Origin of the sequence: Eleftheria terrae, assembly GCF_030419005.1 — a bacterium.
Lineage (GTDB): Bacteria > Pseudomonadota > Gammaproteobacteria > Burkholderiales > Burkholderiaceae_C > Caldimonas > Caldimonas terrae.
The window spans coordinates 3,192,639-3,209,696 of the sequence record NZ_CP106951.1; the positions used below are offsets into that span (position 1 = coordinate 3,192,639).

Here is a 17,058-nt window from a genome sequence, read left to right on the forward strand (position 1 = left end):
GAGACCCTGCCTTGATACGAGAACGCATCGAACTGTTGCGCCAGGCGATGCGCCGCCACCGTGTGGCCGCCTGCCTGCTGCCCACGGCCGACCCGCACCTGTCGGAGTACCTGCCCGAGCGCTGGAAGGCGCGCGAGTGGTTCTCCGGCTTCACCGGCTCGGTGGCCACCCTGATCGTCACGGCCGACTACGCCGGCCTGTGGGCCGACAGCCGCTACTGGGTGCAGGCCGAAGCCCAGCTGGCCGGCACCGGCATCGAGCTGGTGAAGGTCGGTGCCGCGACCAGCCTGCAACACGTCGACTGGCTGGCCACCCATGTGCCGGCCGGCGAAGTGGTGGCGGTGGACGGCCAGGTGCTCAGCCTGATGGCGGCGCGCGCGCTGCAGGCCGCGTTGTCACCGCGCTCGGTGACCTTGCGCACCGACCTCGACCTGGCGCAGGAGGTCTGGCCGGACCGCCCCGGCCTGCCGACGCCACCCCTCTATGAACACCTGCCGCCCCAGGCTCCGCTATCACGGGCCGACAAGCTGGCCGCCCTGCGCGAGGCGATGCGGCGCGAGAGCGCACAGTGGCATTTCATCTCGACGCTGGACGACATCGCCTACCTGGTCAACCTGCGCGGCTCGGACGTGCCCTACAACCCGGTGTTCGTGGCCCATGCCCTGGTGGGGCAGGAGCAGGCGACGCTGTTCATCGAGGAAGGCAAGGTGCCTGCCGCCTTGCGCGAGACGCTGGCGAGCGACGGCGTCTCGCTGGCGCCCTATGCCGCCGCGGGCGAGCAGCTGTCGCAGCTGCAGGGCGTGCTGCTGCTCGACCCGCGGCGTGTCACGCTCGGCCTGCGCGAGCGGGTGGCCGCCAGCGTGCCGGTGGTGGAGGCGGTCAACCCCACCACTTTCGCCAAGTCGCGCAAGACGGCCGAGGAAGCCCGGCACCTGCGCCTGGCCATGGAGCATGACGGCGCCGCGCTGGCCGCCTTCTTCGCCTGGCTGGAGCAGGCGCTCGGTCGCGAGCGCGTGACGGAGCTGGACATCGACACGCGCATCACCGCCGAGCGCGCGGCGCGGCCGGGCTTTGTCTCACCCAGCTTCGCCACCATCGCCGGCTTCCGCGGCAATGGCGCGATGCCGCACTACCGGGCCACCCCGGAGTCGCATGCGGTCATCGAAGGCCAGGGCCTGCTGCTCATCGACTCGGGCGGCCAGTACCTGGGCGGCACCACCGACATCACCCGCGTCATCGCGGTGGGCGATGCCACGGCTGCACAGAAGCGCGACTTCACGCTGGTGCTCAAGGCGATGATGGCCATGTCGCGTGCGCGCTTCCCGCGCGGCATCCGCTCGCCGCTGCTGGACGCCATTGCGCGTGCGCCGCTGTGGGCCGAGGGCCTGGACTACGGCCACGGCACCGGCCACGGCGTCGGCTACTTCCTCAATGTGCACGAGGGGCCTCAGGTGCTGTCCTACAGCGCGGCGCCGGAGCCCCATACCGCCATGGAGGCCGGCATGGTGACGTCCATCGAGCCGGGCCTCTACCGGCCGGGCCAATGGGGCATCCGCATCGAGAACCTCGCCATGAACCAGCCGGCGATGACCACCGACTTCGGCGAGTACCTGGAGTTCGAGACACTGACGCTGTGCCCCATCGACACCCGTTGCATCGAGCCCGCGCTGCTCGATGCGCAGGAGGTGGCATGGCTGAACCGCTACCACGCCGAGGTGCGCGAGCGGGTCGGCCAGCACCTGCCTCCCGGTGCCGCCCGCGACTGGCTGGAGACCCGCACCCGGCCGCTGTAGCCCGCAGGCGCGGCGGCAGTCGCCGCCGCTCACCGGCTCCGAGCGACGGATCGTGAACTTGTTCACGATTCAGTTTGCCTGTTTAAGACTGGCAGACGGGCATCCTCTTGTCCTACAGATGTCGGCTTTCGCCGCAAATGCGTCTCAACTGAGGGACAGCGCGGCCTCCATCGGTGCCGGACCGACCGGTGGAGGGTGCCTCAAGCGTGACGCATCCGAGCATCTGCCCGTCAGCTTGTCAGACAATTACCGACAACCTGATTAGTTTCCGCCCTCTGTGGCTTTCCCTCATCAATGACTACAGTTCCCCCCATGCCCCAGACGGATCAAGGAGTACCGACGATGCAGCCTCTCGATCATGCGACCAACCCGTTCGCACTCATGACCGACCCCCAGGCTGTACTCCAAGCGGTGCAGCTCTCGGATCGTCTGGCGGGTCTGCAAAGCCGGGTCTACCGGCCGCTGGACCATTCCCAGGACAACGGGCGCAGCAATGCCCCTGCTGACGGGAAGCGCAACGACATCCTGACCGGCGAGCTGATCGAATAAGCCTGGCCCCTTGAGCGGCCTGGCAGCGCAGGCCGCCTTCCCAACACCGAAACGTCGAGGACTGCGCCACGCTTGCGCAGAGCCCAGGCTTTGCCATGGAGCAACCTACCCATGATCGCTACGACCCAGACCCCTGCTCAAGACCATGCGGCTCGCGATGCGAGTGTCCGGCAGTACGCCCCGCTGGTGCGTCGTATCGCCCACCGGTTGATTGCCCGCCTGCCGGCCAACGTGGAGCTCGATGACCTGGTGCAGGCCGGCATGATCGGCCTCACCGAAGCGCTGTCGCGCAGCGAGAACCCGGAAGGCCCGCAGTTTGAGGCCTTCGCCACGCAGCGCATTCGCGGCGCGATGCTCGACGAGCTGCGTGCCGGCGACTGGATCAGCCGCGACGCCCGCCGCCAGCACCGCGCGGCCGGCGCCACGCAGCACAAGCTCGAGCAGCAGCTGGGCCGCACGCCGCTGTCGTCGGAAGTGGCGCGCGAGATGGGCATCGACATGGCCGAGTACCACGAAGTGCTGGCCCAGGCGCGCACCTCGCAGTTCGTGTCCCTCGACGAGATCACCTCTCCCGACGAGGAAGGCGACAGCGGCTCCGCGGAACGCCAGTTCGCCGACCCGGAAGCCGACCCGCTGCGCCATGTGGCGGACTACCGCCGCCGTGTCGCGCTGGTGCATGCGATCGAAACGCTGCCGGAACGCGAGCGCCAGGCCCTCAGCCTCTACTACGAACACGACATGAGCCTGAAGGAGATCGGCACCGTGCTGGGCGTCAGCGACTCGCGCGTGTGCCACCTGCACAACCAGGCCTTCCAGCGGCTGCGGGTGAAACTGCGCGACTGGTGAGTCGCTGGCGTTGCGCGCCGCCCGCCCGGGCGGGCATCTGCACCGCCGCTTCTGTCCCCCTCCCCGCGGCTTCGGCCCTCCCGAGCTTCCCTCTTCAGGCCGGCTGCGGCATCAGCAGCTGCGCCACCGCTTCTGGCGCCAGCGGCCGGGCCATCAGATAGCCCTGCAGCAGGTCGCAGTTCAGTGCCAGCAACTGGCTGCGTTCTTCCTCGGTCTCCACCCCCTCGGCCACCACCAGCATGCCCAGCGCATGGGCCACGTCGATGATGGAGCGGATCAGCAGCGCCGCCTCCTCGGACTGGCGCATGTCGCGCACGAAGGACTTGTCGATCTTCAGCTTGGCGCACTTCAGTCGCCGCAGGTAGCTCAGCGAGCTGTACCCGGTGCCGAAATCGTCCAGTGCGAACTTGAAGCCCAGCTTGCGCAGCGCCTCCAGCACGGAATCCGGACTGGTGATGTCCTCGAACACCGCGCTCTCGGTCAGCTCGAATTCCAGCATGCCGGGGGTCAGGCCCAACTCGGGCAGGGCGGCCAGGAAGCGCTGCCGGTGCTTCTCGCGCTTGAATTGCTGCGAGGCCAGGTTCAAGGCGATGGGCGGTGGCGTCCAGCCCTGCTGCTGCCAGGCGTCCAGGTCGGCACGCACGCGCTTGAGCGCTGCCAGCCCAAGCTCGACGATGAGGCCGCTGCTCTCGGCCAGCGGAATGAAGTCGCCCGGCATCACCCAGCCGCGCAGCGGATGCCGCCAGCGCATCAGGCCTTCCATCGCCACCGCGCGCCCCTGGCCGTCGAACACCGGCTGGTAGTGCAGCAACAGCTGGCCCTCGCTCAGCGCGGTCCGCAGGTCGGCCTCCAGCGAAGACCGGCGGCGGATTTCCTCGCCCAGGGCGGCCGAGAAGAAGCGGAAGGCGTCCTTGCCTTCCCGCTTGGCCTGGTACATCGCGGCGTCGGCGCATTGCATCGCGTCGTCGGCGTTGTGCGCATCGTGGGGCAGCAGGGCAATGCCGACCGACACGCTCACGCGCAGCGTCTCGCCGTCGAAGTCGATCGGCCGGGGCACGCGCTCGACGATGTCCGCCGCCACCCGGGCCGCGGCCTCATTGGCCTGCCGCGGCGCCTCGATCAGCACCGCGAACTCGTCGCCGCCGATGCGCGCCACCATGTCCAGCGGCCGCAGCAGCGACCGCAGCCGCTCGGCCACGACACGCAGCACCTGGTCGCCGCCACCGTGCCCGCTGAGGTCGTTGACCTGCTTGAAGTTATCGACGTCGATGAACATCACCGCGTGCTCGGTGCCCGGGCGGTCAGTGGCCCGCAGCAAGGCGTCCTGGAAAGAAACGCGGTTGGGCAGGCCGGTCAGCGCATCATGCAGCGCGAGGTAGCGGTTGCGCTCCTGGGCGTCGCGCACGCTGGCCCGCAGGCCGCGTGAAACAAACCAGGAAAGACCGAGCGCAATCGCCATGATGCAGACGCCGCCGGCCCAGAACTTGGCCAGGTCACGCAGGACGGAGCTGCGGTCCCCGGTGACCACCAGCCGCCCCACCGGTGCGCCGTTCAGCTGGATGCGGTGCTCCACCGTCGCCTCGCCCGCCAGCCGGCCCAGCCAGCCGGCGCCGCTGCCGCTGCGACGGTAGGCCGCGAACAGCTCGCCCTCGCTGCGCAGCAGTTGGGCGCTCGTGACCTCGGGCGCGGCGCGCAGGGCCTGCAACACCTCCTGCGCATCGGACACCGCATTGAAGACCAGTGCGGCACTGGTGTTCTGGCCGACGATCTGGGCCTGGGTGTCCAGTTCCGCATGGAAGCGATCGTTCAGCGCCAGGTATTGCATGGCCGTCAGCAGGAACACCGACAGCAACATCGTCGCCCCGGCGATCAAGGCGCCGCGGCGATGTGCCAGCAGGGATGGGGCGGCAGGCATCATCGACTCAATCGTCCTTCACGAAACGCGCCAGGCGCAGCAGCTTGGCGCTCACCTCCAGCCCCGCCCGGCGGGCGGAGGCCAGGCCGACATCGAAAGCCACCCGCCCGCTGTCGACCTGCAGGTTCAACATCGCGCCCTGCTCCACCAGGCCCAGCCGGTCGCCCACCAGCAGCACGCCGGGATGGGGCAGCGGTGGCACGCGGGCGCCGACATAGACGACATGGCAGCCGGTCAGCGGCTCGCCGGCGGTCTTGCGCACGCGCAGTCGATGACCCTGCACCTGCTGGCCGGACAGGCGGCCAAGGGCCTGGGCAAAGCCGTCGTCTTCCTGCAGGCAGAGGTCCATGGGCTGGGCCGCTGGCAGGCGGTCGGGCGGCCATTGCACGAACAGCAGCACCCTGAAGACGATCTGCGCCTTCAGGTCGGGCTCACCCAGCGCCTGGGCGGCCACTGGCTGGCCGCAGGCCAATGCCAGCAGCCAGCCGAGACAGCAGAACCAGGGGGTGCGCCACATGCCCGCGAGCCGTTCCTTCAGAAGCTGGCCTGCCAGCTCAGTTCGACCTGCCGGCGCGACTGGCGGATGCGGTCGTCCGACAGCGCCGGCGTGGCCGGGTCGTCGTAGCGAGCGTCACCCACATTGAGCACCCGCAGCTGGACCGTGTGGGCCGTTGCCGCCCGCCAGCGCAGGTTCAGGTTGCCGATCACATGGCCCGGCACTCGTTCGCCGCGCGACAGGCGCAAGCCCATCGCGTGCACCTCCAGCGCTGCCTGCAGCGACGGCGCGAGTGGCGCCACCAGCGAGCCCTTGGCCAGCCAGCGCGGCGAATTGCTCAGCCGCCGCCCTTCGCCACGGGCATCCTGCAGCGCCAGGCTGCCACGCAGCTGCAGGCCGCCGGCACGCGCATGTTCGACTTCGACCTCGGTCCCCACCGCATGCGCAGACGACATGTTCTGGTTTCGGTACACCCCCTCCTGCTCCGCCACCGGCGCCAGCTCGATGAGCCCGCTCAGGCGGTAGCTGTAGATGCTGGCCGACAGCCGCGTCTGTTCGTCGAGCGCCTGCTCCATGGACAACTCGACCGTGGAAATGCGCTCGTGATCGAGCTTCGGATTGGCGAGCTGGGACACGCCGCCGTCGTCGTAGTAGCGCTCGTTCAGGTTGGGTGCACGAAACGCGCGACCCGCCAGCAGCTTGAAGGCGCGGCGCTCGTCGGGCCGCCAGACCAGCGCGAGGCGGGGCGACAGCTCCGCGCGGTCGCCATTCGCGGCGTCCAGCCGCAACCCGCCGGTGAGCGACCAACGCTCGGCGAAACGGTATTGGTCCTGCACGAACACGCCAGCGCGGCGCGGCTTGCTGCGATGGTCGACATAGGTCTCGCCGGTCGACAGGTCGTAGTTGCGGATGCGGGCGCCCAGCACCTGCCGCGCTTCCACACCCAGCACCGCGGTGTGGTTCACCAGGCCGCGCCAGGTGGCGCGGTACTCACCGGTGAGCCAGCGGGCCCGGGCATCGTCGCGGTTGATTTCCTCGTCGTACACATAGCGGCCGCCGAAGCCGTAGTAGCTCAGCGAGAGCCGGCCCTCGGGATGCCAGTCGCCGGAGGCGCCGGGGTCCCACGCCAGGTCGAGGAAGGCGTTGGTGTCGGTGTACTCGGTGCCGTCGGCGCCGAACCGGGTGCCGTAGGGCGCCGTTGCCTGGCCCTTGACGCGCTGGCTGCCGGCCGCCTTGAGCCGCCAGGCCCCGTCACGGTACTTCAACAGCAGGGTGCGGTAGCGCACGTCTTCCAGGCCGACCACCCGGCCGCGCGGGTTCTCTTCGCTGGCCTGGCCGGGGAAGGACAGGCTTTCGCCGTCGCTCCCATAGGCCGCCAGGCCGATGAACACATCCTGCCCGCCGGGCAGGACCGCGCCATACGAGCCGATCACCCGGCGCGAGCCGAAGGAGCCGACGGTGGTCTCCACCTTCAGGCCAGGCGCATCGGCACCGTCCAGGGTGACCACGCTGGCGGTCCCAAAGAGGGCATTGCCGCCGTAGAGCGACGACGAGGGCCCCGCGATGAATTCGAGCTGCTTGACCCATTGCGCGACCACCGGCTGCTCGTATTCCGGCAGCGCCTGGTCGTACAGCACGTCGTTCACCCGGTAGCCGTCGATCAGCGTCAGGGTGCGCACGTTGTAGTCGCCGGGCAGGTTGAGGCCGCGCACGCCCAGGGCCAGGAAGCCGCGGTCACTGGTCACGTACAGCCCCGGCACCGCCTGCAGGATGTCGGCCAGCGTGTGGTAGCCCTTGGCGCGGATCTCCTCGTTGCGGATCACCATCACCTGGGCAGGCGCATCGAGCGTGTTCTGCGCGTACTTCGAGGCCGACTCGACCTCCAGGGTGACCAGTTTCTCGAGGGTGCTCAAGGCCTCGACATTGTCCAGCGACGGCTGCAGCGCGGCATGCAGTTCCTCCGCCCGTGCAGGAACGAGGAGCAGCCAGGCGGCAGCGGCCAGCAAGCTGGGGGTGAAGGACGGGCGGAAGGAGCAGGACGGCATGGCTCGGCCAAGGAAGGCATGAGGGACGCAAACGACGCCCCGGCCTCGGGGTTTTCGGCCCGGGTCGCCACTACTTGAGATGCAGGGCGACCGCCGCGGGCGTCTATGCGTGTGCTCCTGCACACCCATCCCACCTCGGCGGCCGATCGCGTGACATCTTCACGCCGCAGGCTGCGTTGGCAGCAAGCGCCCAGGCGCGGCCCGCGGCGCCTTGCGTCGCATGCAGGGGGAAACAGCCTCCGGGGGTGCGGGCTGCGCTGCAGGGCGGCCAGCCGCGGCAGGACTCAGTGGCGCACCGTCCTCGGATCGGAGTGCGCGTACGCTTCGCACTCGAAACAGTTGTCGAGGTAGGGGTCGCGGCCCCGCGCGGCCTGCCACAGGCTGGAGCCGAGGTAGAGCGGGAAGAACAGCGGCCCCAGCCGCTCGTATTGCCGCACGTGCACCTGCTCGTGCTCGCGGCAGGCGGCCAGTGTCCGGTGATCCAGGCCAATCACGACATGGCCGAAGGTGATGGCGGCAAAGCGGCAGGCGGCCGGCAGTCGCCGTTGCCAGGCCGCCAGGGGGCCGCCGGCAATCTCGAGCACGCCTTGCACGGGGGCCGCCCGTGCGCCCCGGGCCAGCAGCGGCAGCGCCAGCAGCAGCCCGACCGCGCTGGCCGGCGCGGCCCAGGCATACCGGAGCAGGCGCAGCGCTGGCTTCATGGGCGGCGCCAACGCCTCATTCGCCGAGCGCCTCTGCAAGCTCCTTGCAGGACGGCTTGCAGACCATCTCGGTCTTGCCCAGCAGCTTCTTCGACTGCAGTTGGTCCGGCGTGCGGTGCTTGCCGCACTTGAAGCACGAGCGGGTGTTGGCCTTGCTTGCGAACGGGGAGCCGACGGTTTTCGAACGGTAGCGCAGGCCGTCGTCGTTGATGCGGGTGGTGACGGTCTTGGTCATGGATGGGATGCCTCCAAGGTGACCTGGATAAATGGGGATCAAACCGCAATTTTCCAGTGTGACGCGCATTTACGCCAAATCGGGCCATCGAAAGCCGCCCGAACCGCTCATTCCGGCCGTTTTCGGCGCCCGCCGTCACGACAAGCACCGACCATGCCGGCCGGGCCTCAGGCCTCCTCGCGCAAGGCCGGTAGCGCCTGTCCGCTGCGGTCGCGCAACCACAGCGAGACCATCAGGCACAGCAGTGCCCAGGCGGCGCCGAGCGACCAGCCGGCCAGCACGTCGCTGGGCCAGTGCACCCCAAGGTAGACCCGGCTGATGCCGATGGCCAGCGTCAGCAGCCCGGCCACCAGCAGCAGGTAGACGGCCGCACGCCGACTGCCCTGCAGGCTGGCCAGCAGCACCCCCAGGGTCAGGTAGACCGAGGCCGACATCGTCGCGTGGCCGCTGGGGAAACTGAGGGTGAGCACCTGCACCCCATGCGGCACCAGGTCGGGCCGCGGCCGCTCGATCAGCAGCTTCAGCAGCTCGCTGGCCAGCGCGCCGCCGCCCACCGAGCAGGCCACCATCAGCGCGGTGCCCCACTTGCGCAGCAGGAGCAGGTAGCCCAGGGTGGCCAGGGTCAGCACGGTCAGCACGGTGCCGCCGCCAAGCGCCGTGAGGTCGGTCATCACCCGTTCGAACCAGCGTGGCCCGAGCGGGTCGCTCAGGTCGTCAGGGTTGCGCAAGGCGAGCAGCAGGACGCGGTCGAGCGCCATCTCCTCACCTTCGCGCACCGCATCGGCCAGCTCCAGGAAGACCCAGGCTCCCACGCAAACCAGCAGGGCCAGCGCCAGCGGCCGGGCCAGTGCACGGCGCCGCTGCCACTGCGGCCAGCGGTTGCGCCACAGCCCGCGCAGGGCGCTGCGCCAGGACGACCTTGGCGCGGCAGGCGACGACGACGGATGCACGGCCATACCACCCTGTCAGTAGAGGATGCGGCAGCGGATGGTGCCTTCGATGGAGGAGAGCTGGCCCAGCGCGATCTCGCTGGCCGACGCGTCGACGTCCACCACCACGTAGCCCACATGCTCGTTGGTCTGCAGGTATTGCGCGGCAATGTTGATGCCGGACTGCGAGAAACGCTCGTTGATGCGCGCCAGCACGCCAGGGATGTTGTGGTGGATATGCAGCAGCCGGCACTTGCCGGTGTGCTCGGGCAGCGACACCTCGGGGAAGTTGACGGCCGAGACGGTCGAGCCATTGTTGCTGTAGCGGATCAGCTTGGCCGCCACTTCCCGGCCGATGCTCTCCTGCGCCTCCAGCGTGGAGCCGCCGATGTGAGGGGTGAGCAGCACGTTTTCGAAGCGGGTCAGCGGCGAGACGAAGGCGGCGTCGTTGCCCTGCGGCTCCACCGGGAAGACGTCGATCGCCGCGCCCAGCAGGTGGCCACGATCGAGCGCCTCGACCAGCGCGTCGATGTCCACCACCGTTCCGCGCGAGGCATTGATCAGGCAGCTGCCCGCCTTCATGCGGGCCAGCTGCGCCGCACCGATCATGTTCTGGGTCGACGGGGTCTCCGGCACATGCAGGCTGACCGCGTCGGACACCTGCAGCAGCTCGTCCAGCGTGCCGAGCTGGCGGGCATTGCCCAGCGGCAGCTTGGCCTCGATGTCGTGGAAAACCACCCGCATGCCCAGGTGCTCCGCCAGCACGCCGATCTGGGTGCCGATGTGGCCGTAACCGATGATGCCGAGCGTCTTGCCGCGCACCTCGTACGAGTTGGCCGCGCTCTTGACCCAGCCGCCGCGGTGCAGGATGGCGTTCTTCTCCGGAATGCCGCGCATCAGCATCACGATCTCGGCCAGCACCAGCTCGGCCACGCTGCGGGTGTTGGAAAATGGCGCATTGAAGACCGGAATGCCGCGCCGCGCCGCAGCGGCGAGGTCGATCTGGTTGGTGCCGATGCAGAAGGCGCCGATGGCAGCCAGCTTGGGGGCCTGGGCCAGCACCTCCTCCGTCAGCTGGGTGCGGGAGCGGATGCCGACGAAGTGGGCATCGGCGATCGCCTCCAGCAGGGCCGCGCCGGCGAGGGCCTTGGCATGGGTGTGGACCTGGGAGTAGCCGTCGGACCGCAGCGCCTCGACCGCGGAAGCATGGATGCCCTCGAGCAGCACGAACTTGAGTTTTTCCTTCTGGACCGACAGGCGGGTGGTCATCGATGCAGCTCCATCTTGCGTCAATAAAGGCCGGCCACCGGCCGGCGCACAGACCTGCCAGTGTGCCAGCCGCGCCGCCGGCGCTGCCAGCCACGCCCGGTAAGCCCTGCCGGGCTCGTGCCTTGCCCGCGGACGGCGGCGCACTTCACATCCTGTAGCACCGAAAGCCGCCACAATGTCCGCACCATGCGCCTGGCCATCCTGCTTCCTGTCCGCCCGGTCACCTTCCTGGGGGCGGTGCTGCTGTCCGCCGGCGCCGCCTTGCGCGGCGTCTGGCACTTCCGAATGCGTGACCTGGTGCGGGTCACGGCCGACAGCAGCGCTCGCGCGCTGCCCATCGTCACGGTGGTCAACGTGCTGGTCGGCGCCATCCTCGCCTTCGTCGGCGCGGTGCAGCTGGTGAAGTTCGGCGCCGGCATCTTCGTGGCCGACCTGGTCGGCATTGCCGTGGCGCGCGAGATGGCGGCGGTGATCACCGCCGTCGTGATGGCCGGCCGCACGGGCGCGGCATTTGCTGCCGAGCTGGCAACCATGCAAACCAACGAAGAGGTGGATGCCCTCGAGGTGCTCGGCCTGCACGCGGTCGACTATCTCGTGCTGCCGCGCGTGCTGGCCTTGCTGCTGATGATGCCGCTGCTCTATGTGTATGGCTGCGTCACCGGCCTGATCGGCGGCATGCTGGTCGGCGTCGGCATGCTGGAGCTGGCCCCCACGGCCTACATGGATCGCAGCTTCGAGGCACTGAGCTGGGCCCATCTCGGCCTCGGTTTCTCCAAGTCGCTGGTGTTCGGGGCGCTGATCGCCATCACCGGCTGCTACTACGGCCTGTTCTCCCAGCGCAACGCCGCCGGCGTGGGCGCGGCCACGACGCAGGCGGTGGTGGTCAGCATCGTCGGCATCATCACGCTCGATGCGGTGTTCGCGGTCTGCGCGAATGCGCTGGGTGTCTGAGATGGCCTTGCTGCAGGTGCGCGACCTCGAGATGCGCTTCGGCGAGCGGCTGATCCAGCGCGGTATCAGCTTCTCGGTGGACAAGGGCACCATCTTCGCGGTGATGGGCGGCAGCGGCTGCGGCAAGAGCACCCTGCTGCGCCACCTGATCGGGCTGCTGCCGCCGGCCGGCGGGCACATCGAGTACAACGGCGTCGACTACTGGGCCAGCGACGAGAAGACCCGCACCCGCCTGCGCTCGGGCTTCGGCATGCTGTTCCAGAGCGCGGCGTTGTGGTCGTCGATGACCCTGCTCGAGAACGTCTGCCTGCCGCTGGAGCAGCACAGCTCGCTCGACGCTGCCGCGCGCGAGCAGCGCGCCCGCGAGGTGCTGGCGTGGGTCGGCCTGGAGGCCTTCACCGGCTACTACCCGGCGGACATCAGCGGCGGCATGAAGAAGCGCGCCGGCCTGGCGCGGGCCATCGTGGCCGAGGCACCGCTGCTGTTCCTCGACGAACCCTCGGCCGGCCTCGACCCCATCAGCTCCAAGCGGCTGGACGACCTGATCCTCGATGTGCGCGATCGCACCGGCGCCGCGGTGCTCATCGTCAGCCACGAGCTGCCAAGCCTGCTGGCGATCGCCGACGACGGCATCTTCCTGGACGCGGACAGCAAGCAGCCGATCGGTCACGGCAGCCCGCGCGAATTGCGCGATCATGCGCAGCATCCGACGGTGCGGGCCTTCCTGCGCCGAGAAGAGCCGGAAAGCGCAGCGCCCCGGCCCCATCCCGCACCCGCCACCCCATGAAACGTCACGCCCTGCTCGTCGGCAGCTTTGTCATCGGTGCCCTCGCGCTGATCGTCGTCACCATCGTCTGGCTCAGCGGCGCCAGCCTGTTCCAGCAACAGGTCTATGCGGTGGTGCACTTCCAGGGCAGCGTGAAGGGCCTGTATGTCGGGGCGCCCGTCACCTTCCGCGGCGTGCCCGTCGGGCAGGTCGAGTCCATCGGCATCGAGGTGGACGAGAAATCGCTCGATGCGCGCATCCCGGTGCGCATCAGCCTGCGCGAGAGCTCGGTCCGGCTCGACAACGTCCAGGCCAACGCCGGCCTCGACCTGCCGGTGCTGGTCAAGCGCGGCCTCAAGGCGCGGCTGATCGCCCAGAGTTTCGTCACCGGCCAGAAGCTGATCGACCTCGATTTCCTGCCGAACACCCCCGCGACGCTGCAGGGCGGCACCCGCGACCCCGAGATTCCGGCCGTGGCCGACCGTTTCGGTGCGCTGGTGGACCAGGTGGCCGAGCTGCCGCTGCGCGAGACCGTGCAGGACTTGCGCAACACGCTGCACGCGGTGCAGGCGACGCTGGACAGCACCCGCGCCACGCTGGAGCTGTCGGCACGCGAGCTGGCCGATACCGCAGGCGAGGCGCGCCGGACCCTGTCGGTGGCTTCCTCGGCGCTCGGAGACCTGCAAGGCCAGGCAGCAGCCACCTTGGCGTCGGTGACCCGGCTGTCGGACACCACCCGCGACAGCCTGCTGGCACTGCGGCCCGACGTGCAGGAAACCCTGCGCGGCGCCCGCTCGGCTGCCGAATCGGCGCGCCTCGCGATGGACCGGGTGGCCGAACTGACCGCCCCCGGCGCCCCGCTGCGAGCCGATCTGGACTCCGCCGTCCGCGACCTGTCGCAGGCCGCCCGCGGCCTGCGGGAGTGGAGCGAACTGCTCGAAGAGAAACCCAACGCCGTGATCTTCGGCGCCGACCGCCCATGAGACTGCCCCTGCTTTCCCACCTGCGCGCGCCGGCTCGCCGCCCGCTCGCCCGGCCGCTTGGCCTCCTGCCGCTGTGGGCGGCGCTGCTCACCGGCTGCGCGGCCAGCAAGCCGGATCCCACCCTGCTGACCCTGCCGGCGGCCGAGGTCGCACCACCGACCGCCAGCGGTGGCACGGCAACACCACGCGTGCTGGCGGTGCGCCGGGTGGCGATTCCGGAATACCTGCTGACCCGCAAGGTGCGCTACCGCGCCGACGCCAGCACGCTGGACGAGTGGCCGCAAGCCTACTGGGCCGAACGCATCGAGGTCGGTGTCACCCGCGAGTTCGCATCGGCACTGCGCCAGGCCCTGCCCGGCTGGATCGTTTGCGAAGGCAGTTGCAGCGACCGGGTGGCCGACCTGATCCTGCAGGTGGAGCTCACACCGCTGGACTTCTCGCGGGCCCAGCGCAGCTTGCAGACGCATGCCCGCGTGTCAGCGGCGTGGGCGCTGACCGCGTCGCGCGGCGTGCAGTTGCTCGACCAGCGCCTGCAGCAGCCAGCCACCGCCGACACGCCGCAAGCTCAGGCACAAGCCCTCACCGATGTGCTCGAAACGGTGGCACGGGCCAGCGCAGAAGGACTGCAGAAGCTGCCTCCGCCGCGTTGAGGCGGGCCGCATCTCAACCCGGCTGCTGCCACGGCCGCAACACCCGGGCCGGCCGCTGCCGTCCCGGCCTGTCGCCAAGCCGGTAGCAAGCGACATGGCCGAAAAACTTTGAAACGATCTGAGGCCAGCGCCAAAGAAAAGTCAAGCGATGCGCTTCGCCGATCATTGCGCATCATGGCGTAGATCGCATCGTTTGTTGAGGAGGCACAAGCCCTTTTCGGGTATTCCCGCCACTGTCTTGTCACACAGGCAGGAGGGCGGCACACTGGTTTGAACGACGCGTCGCTTTCACCTGCCTCATAAGAGCATCCCCAAACCCTTCGGAAAGGAGGACTTATGAATCTGACGATCAGCGGCCATCACCTGGAAGTCACGCCTGCGCTGCGAGAGTACGTACTCACAAAGCTAGACCGGGTTACCCGGCATTTCGATCAGGTGGTGGATATCAACGTGTTACTGAGCGTTGAAAAGCTGAAGGAGAAGGAACGTCGCCAGAAGGCCGAAGTCAACCTTCACGTCAAAGGCAAGGACATCTTTTGTGAAACTGCTCACGAAGACCTCTACGCCGCGATCGATCAATTGATGGACAAGCTCGACCGCCAAGTGGTCAAGCACAAGGGCCGGGTCCAAGACCACCATCACGAGTCGCCCAAAAGAATGGATGGCGCGGCCACTGAAAGCCCCACGTAAGCTTGTCGCATAACCTGAAAGGAATGAGCGGCCCCTCAGGGCCGCTTTCACTTTGCAACACGAAATGGGACTTCTGCTTGCTGCGTCGCAACAAGCGGAGCACAATCCGATCCATGCCGCGAGGCAGCTCCTCTACCCTGAGTGGGCCGCTTTGCACCCCCTTTAATGCAACGCTTTGTCACCGCACTCGCGCAAGCCCAGGCCAACACCGGCTGAAGCCTTTGCGTCGCGATCCAGATGAACCGTCTCGCCGCCATCCTTCCCGCCACCAACGTGCTGGTGAACGTGGACGCCACCAGCAAGAAGCGGGCTTTCGAGCAAGCTGGCTTGCTGTTTGAGAACCAGCAGGCCATCGCACGCGCGGTGGTGACGGACAACCTGTTCGCGCGGGAACGCCTGGGCTCCACCGGGCTGGGCCATGGCGTGGCGATTCCGCACGGTCGTATCAAGGGCCTGAAGAATCCGCAGGCGGCGGTGCTGCGCGTGCAGCATGCGATTCCCTTCGATGCACCGGACGACCAGCCGGTGATGCTGCTGATCTTCCTGCTCGTGCCGGAAGCGGCAACGCAGCGCCACCTGGAGATCCTGTCCGAGATCGCCGAACTGCTGTCCGACCGCGAATTGCGCGAGCGGCTGAAGTCCGAGCCCGACGCGGCCAAGGTGCACGAACTGATTTCGAGCTGGGAACCGCTGAAGTCGGTGGCCTGAGCCCTTTCCTCTTCCCCTCACCCGCGCGCGCCGCTTGAAACCGACCGTCATCAGCGCCGAGGCGCTGTTCGAAGCCCAGCGTGCCACCCTGAAGTGGCACTGGATCGCTGGGCACGCCCATCCGGAGCGCCGCTTCGACGAGGTGGCCGTGCGCGATGCGCAGTCGGCCGCCGACCTGGTGGGCTACCTGAACTACATCCACCCGTACCGCGTTCAGATCGTCGGGCGGCGCGAGGTCGAGTACCTGTCGATTCCCAATCCGGAAGACCAGGCGCGGCGCATCTCCCGCATCGTGACGCTGGAGCCGCCGGTGCTGGTGGTGGCCGACGGGCAGACGCCGCCGGACCAGCTGGTGGCGATGTGCGAGCGCGCCGAGATCCCGCTGTTCGTGACCGAAGAATCCGCCGGCTTCGTGATCGACGTGCTGCGCAGCTACCTGTCGCTGCATTTCGCCGAACGCACCACCCGTCATGGCGTGTTCATGGACATCCTGGGCCTGGGCGTGCTGCTGACCGGAGAATCCGGCCTCGGCAAGAGCGAACTCGGCCTTGAGCTGATCTCACGCGGCAACGGCCTGGTGGCCGACGATGCGGTGGACCTCTACCGCGTCTCGCAGAGCGCGATCGAAGGGCGCTGCCCCGAGCTGCTGCTCAACCTGCTCGAAGTGCGCGGCATCGGCCTGCTGGACATCAAGGCGATCTTCGGCGAGACGGCGGTGCGCCGCAAGATGCGGCTCAAGCTCATCGTCCACCTGGTGCGCAAGGAAACCATGGAGCGGGACTTCGAACGCCTGCCCTACGAACCGCTCTACGAGGACATCCTCGGCGTGCCGGTGCGCAAGGTGGTGATCGCGGTGGATGCCGGCCGCAACCTGGCCGTGCTGGTCGAGGCCGCGGTGCGCAACAGCATCCTGCAGCTGCGTGGCATCGACACCTACAAGGAATTCATCGAGCGCCACCAGCAGGCGATGCTGCGCGGCGAATAGGGAGCCCCCAGGGCGACCGGGCCTGCAGCGGCCCGGCCAGGCGCGGCTCAGCGCTCGCCGCCGGCATGCGTGCGGCAGCCTTCGCGGCCGCAGACAACGTAGAGCGCCAGCGAGTGGTCCTGCAACTCGTAGCCGCGCTCCTTGGCGATCTCCTGCTGGCGCCTCTCGATCTCGGCGTCGTAGAACTCCTCGACCCGGCCGCAGACGACGCACACCAGGTGGTCGTGGTGCTTGCCCTCGTTCAGCTCGAACACCGCCTTGCCGGCCTCGAAATGGTTGCGCGACAGCAGGCCGGCCTGCTCGAACTGCATCAGCACGCGGTACACCGTCGCCAGGCCAATGTCCGACCCCTCCGAGAGCAGCGCTTTGTACACATCTTCAGCAGTCATGTGCCGCTGTTTGCCGGCCTGGAACACCTCAAGGATCTTGAGGCGGGGCAAGGTGGCCTTCAGGCCGCTGCTTTTCAATTCATCAACATTGGTCATGGGGGCGGCTCCGTGCGCCAGTGCAGGGACGGCCGTGGCCAGCCAGCCCTGCCGGTAGAATC

At 68.6% G+C, this 17,058-nt stretch carries 18 protein-coding genes; 10 read left to right on the forward strand and 8 right to left on the reverse strand.

Annotated features, from left to right (window positions below):
- Positions 1-47 precede the first annotated feature (47 nt).
- The 3 genes from N7L95_RS14095 to N7L95_RS14105 all read left to right on the forward strand — a co-directional run bounded on the left by N7L95_RS14095 (position 48) and on the right by N7L95_RS14105 (position 3,188).
- Positions 48-1,793 (forward strand): aminopeptidase P family protein, encoded by a 1,746-nt coding sequence (locus N7L95_RS14095; protein WP_301260154.1) that lies wholly within the window; start codon positions 48-50, stop codon positions 1,791-1,793.
- A 342-nt stretch (positions 1,794-2,135) separates the two neighbouring features.
- Positions 2,136-2,342 carry a hypothetical protein gene (locus N7L95_RS14100; RefSeq protein WP_301255878.1) on the forward strand — a complete coding sequence of 69 codons (207 nt, stop codon included), beginning with the start codon at positions 2,136-2,138 and terminating at the stop codon, positions 2,340-2,342.
- Positions 2,343-2,453: 111 nt separating this feature from the next.
- Positions 2,454-3,188, forward strand: a complete 735-nt coding sequence (locus tag N7L95_RS14105; protein ID WP_301255879.1) for an RNA polymerase sigma factor FliA — start codon at positions 2,454-2,456, stop codon at positions 3,186-3,188.
- A gap of 94 nt (positions 3,189-3,282) precedes the next feature.
- On the opposite strand, the gene N7L95_RS14110 is transcribed toward N7L95_RS14105, so the two are convergent.
- The 7 genes from N7L95_RS14110 to serA all read right to left on the reverse strand — a co-directional run bounded on the left by N7L95_RS14110 (position 3,283) and on the right by serA (position 10,778).
- A complete protein-coding gene (locus tag N7L95_RS14110) occupies positions 3,283-5,106 on the reverse strand; it encodes a putative bifunctional diguanylate cyclase/phosphodiesterase (protein ID WP_301255880.1) in 1,824 nt (607 codons plus the stop codon).
- Positions 5,107-5,110: 4 nt separating this feature from the next.
- On the reverse strand, positions 5,111-5,620 hold the full coding sequence (locus N7L95_RS14115; protein WP_301255881.1) for a YfiR family protein: 510 nt from the start codon (positions 5,618-5,620) through the stop codon (positions 5,111-5,113).
- Between the two features lie 17 nt (positions 5,621-5,637).
- Complete coding sequence (locus N7L95_RS14120) at positions 5,638-7,644, reverse strand: TonB-dependent receptor plug domain-containing protein (protein ID WP_301255882.1); 2,007 nt, start codon at positions 7,642-7,644, stop codon at positions 5,638-5,640.
- Positions 7,645-7,928: 284 nt separating this feature from the next.
- Positions 7,929-8,345, reverse strand: a complete 417-nt coding sequence (locus N7L95_RS14125; protein ID WP_301255883.1) for a signal peptide prediction — start codon at positions 8,343-8,345, stop codon at positions 7,929-7,931.
- Between the two features lie 16 nt (positions 8,346-8,361).
- A complete protein-coding gene (locus N7L95_RS14130; RefSeq protein ID WP_047193207.1) occupies positions 8,362-8,580 on the reverse strand; it encodes a hypothetical protein in 219 nt (72 codons plus the stop codon).
- Between the two features lie 167 nt (positions 8,581-8,747).
- Entirely contained in the window at positions 8,748-9,536 is a 789-nt protein-coding gene (locus N7L95_RS14135; protein WP_301255884.1) for a phosphatase PAP2 family protein, read from the reverse strand.
- Positions 9,537-9,545: 9 nt separating this feature from the next.
- Positions 9,546-10,778, reverse strand: coding sequence for a phosphoglycerate dehydrogenase (serA, locus tag N7L95_RS14140; RefSeq protein WP_301255885.1), 1,233 nt, complete (start codon positions 10,776-10,778; stop codon positions 9,546-9,548).
- Between the two features lie 186 nt (positions 10,779-10,964).
- On the opposite strand from serA, the gene N7L95_RS14145 reads away from it, so the two are divergent.
- From N7L95_RS14145 to hprK, 7 genes are all read left to right on the forward strand, one after another.
- The gene (locus N7L95_RS14145; protein WP_301255886.1) at positions 10,965-11,729 is read left to right on the forward strand and encodes an MlaE family ABC transporter permease; all 765 of its coding nucleotides are present in this window, start codon (positions 10,965-10,967) and stop codon (positions 11,727-11,729) included.
- Complete coding sequence (locus tag N7L95_RS14150) at positions 11,713-12,516, forward strand: ABC transporter ATP-binding protein (protein WP_301255887.1); 804 nt, start codon at positions 11,713-11,715, stop codon at positions 12,514-12,516. The genes N7L95_RS14145 and N7L95_RS14150 overlap by 17 nt, the downstream gene beginning before the upstream one ends.
- Entirely contained in the window at positions 12,513-13,478 is a 966-nt protein-coding gene (locus N7L95_RS14155; RefSeq protein WP_301255888.1) for an MlaD family protein, read from the forward strand. The genes N7L95_RS14150 and N7L95_RS14155 overlap by 4 nt, the downstream gene beginning before the upstream one ends.
- Positions 13,475-14,128 (forward strand): PqiC family protein, encoded by a 654-nt coding sequence (locus tag N7L95_RS14160; RefSeq protein WP_301255889.1) that lies wholly within the window; start codon positions 13,475-13,477, stop codon positions 14,126-14,128. The genes N7L95_RS14155 and N7L95_RS14160 overlap by 4 nt, the downstream gene beginning before the upstream one ends.
- A gap of 336 nt (positions 14,129-14,464) precedes the next feature.
- On the forward strand, positions 14,465-14,818 hold the full coding sequence (gene hpf / locus N7L95_RS14165; protein WP_301255890.1) for a ribosome hibernation-promoting factor, HPF/YfiA family: 354 nt from the start codon (positions 14,465-14,467) through the stop codon (positions 14,816-14,818).
- 237 nt (positions 14,819-15,055) lie between these two features.
- Positions 15,056-15,526 carry a PTS sugar transporter subunit IIA gene (locus tag N7L95_RS14170; RefSeq protein ID WP_301255891.1) on the forward strand — a complete coding sequence of 157 codons (471 nt, stop codon included), beginning with the start codon at positions 15,056-15,058 and terminating at the stop codon, positions 15,524-15,526.
- A gap of 34 nt (positions 15,527-15,560) precedes the next feature.
- Entirely contained in the window at positions 15,561-16,511 is a 951-nt protein-coding gene (hprK, locus tag N7L95_RS14175) for an HPr(Ser) kinase/phosphatase (RefSeq protein ID WP_301255892.1), read from the forward strand.
- 47 nt (positions 16,512-16,558) lie between these two features.
- Here hprK and fur read toward each other — a convergent pair whose 3' ends face one another.
- Positions 16,559-16,996: a ferric iron uptake transcriptional regulator gene (gene fur / locus N7L95_RS14180; RefSeq protein WP_301255893.1), complete on the reverse strand. Its 438-nt coding sequence runs from the start codon at positions 16,994-16,996 to the stop codon at positions 16,559-16,561.
- Between the last annotated feature and the right edge of the window lie 62 nt (positions 16,997-17,058).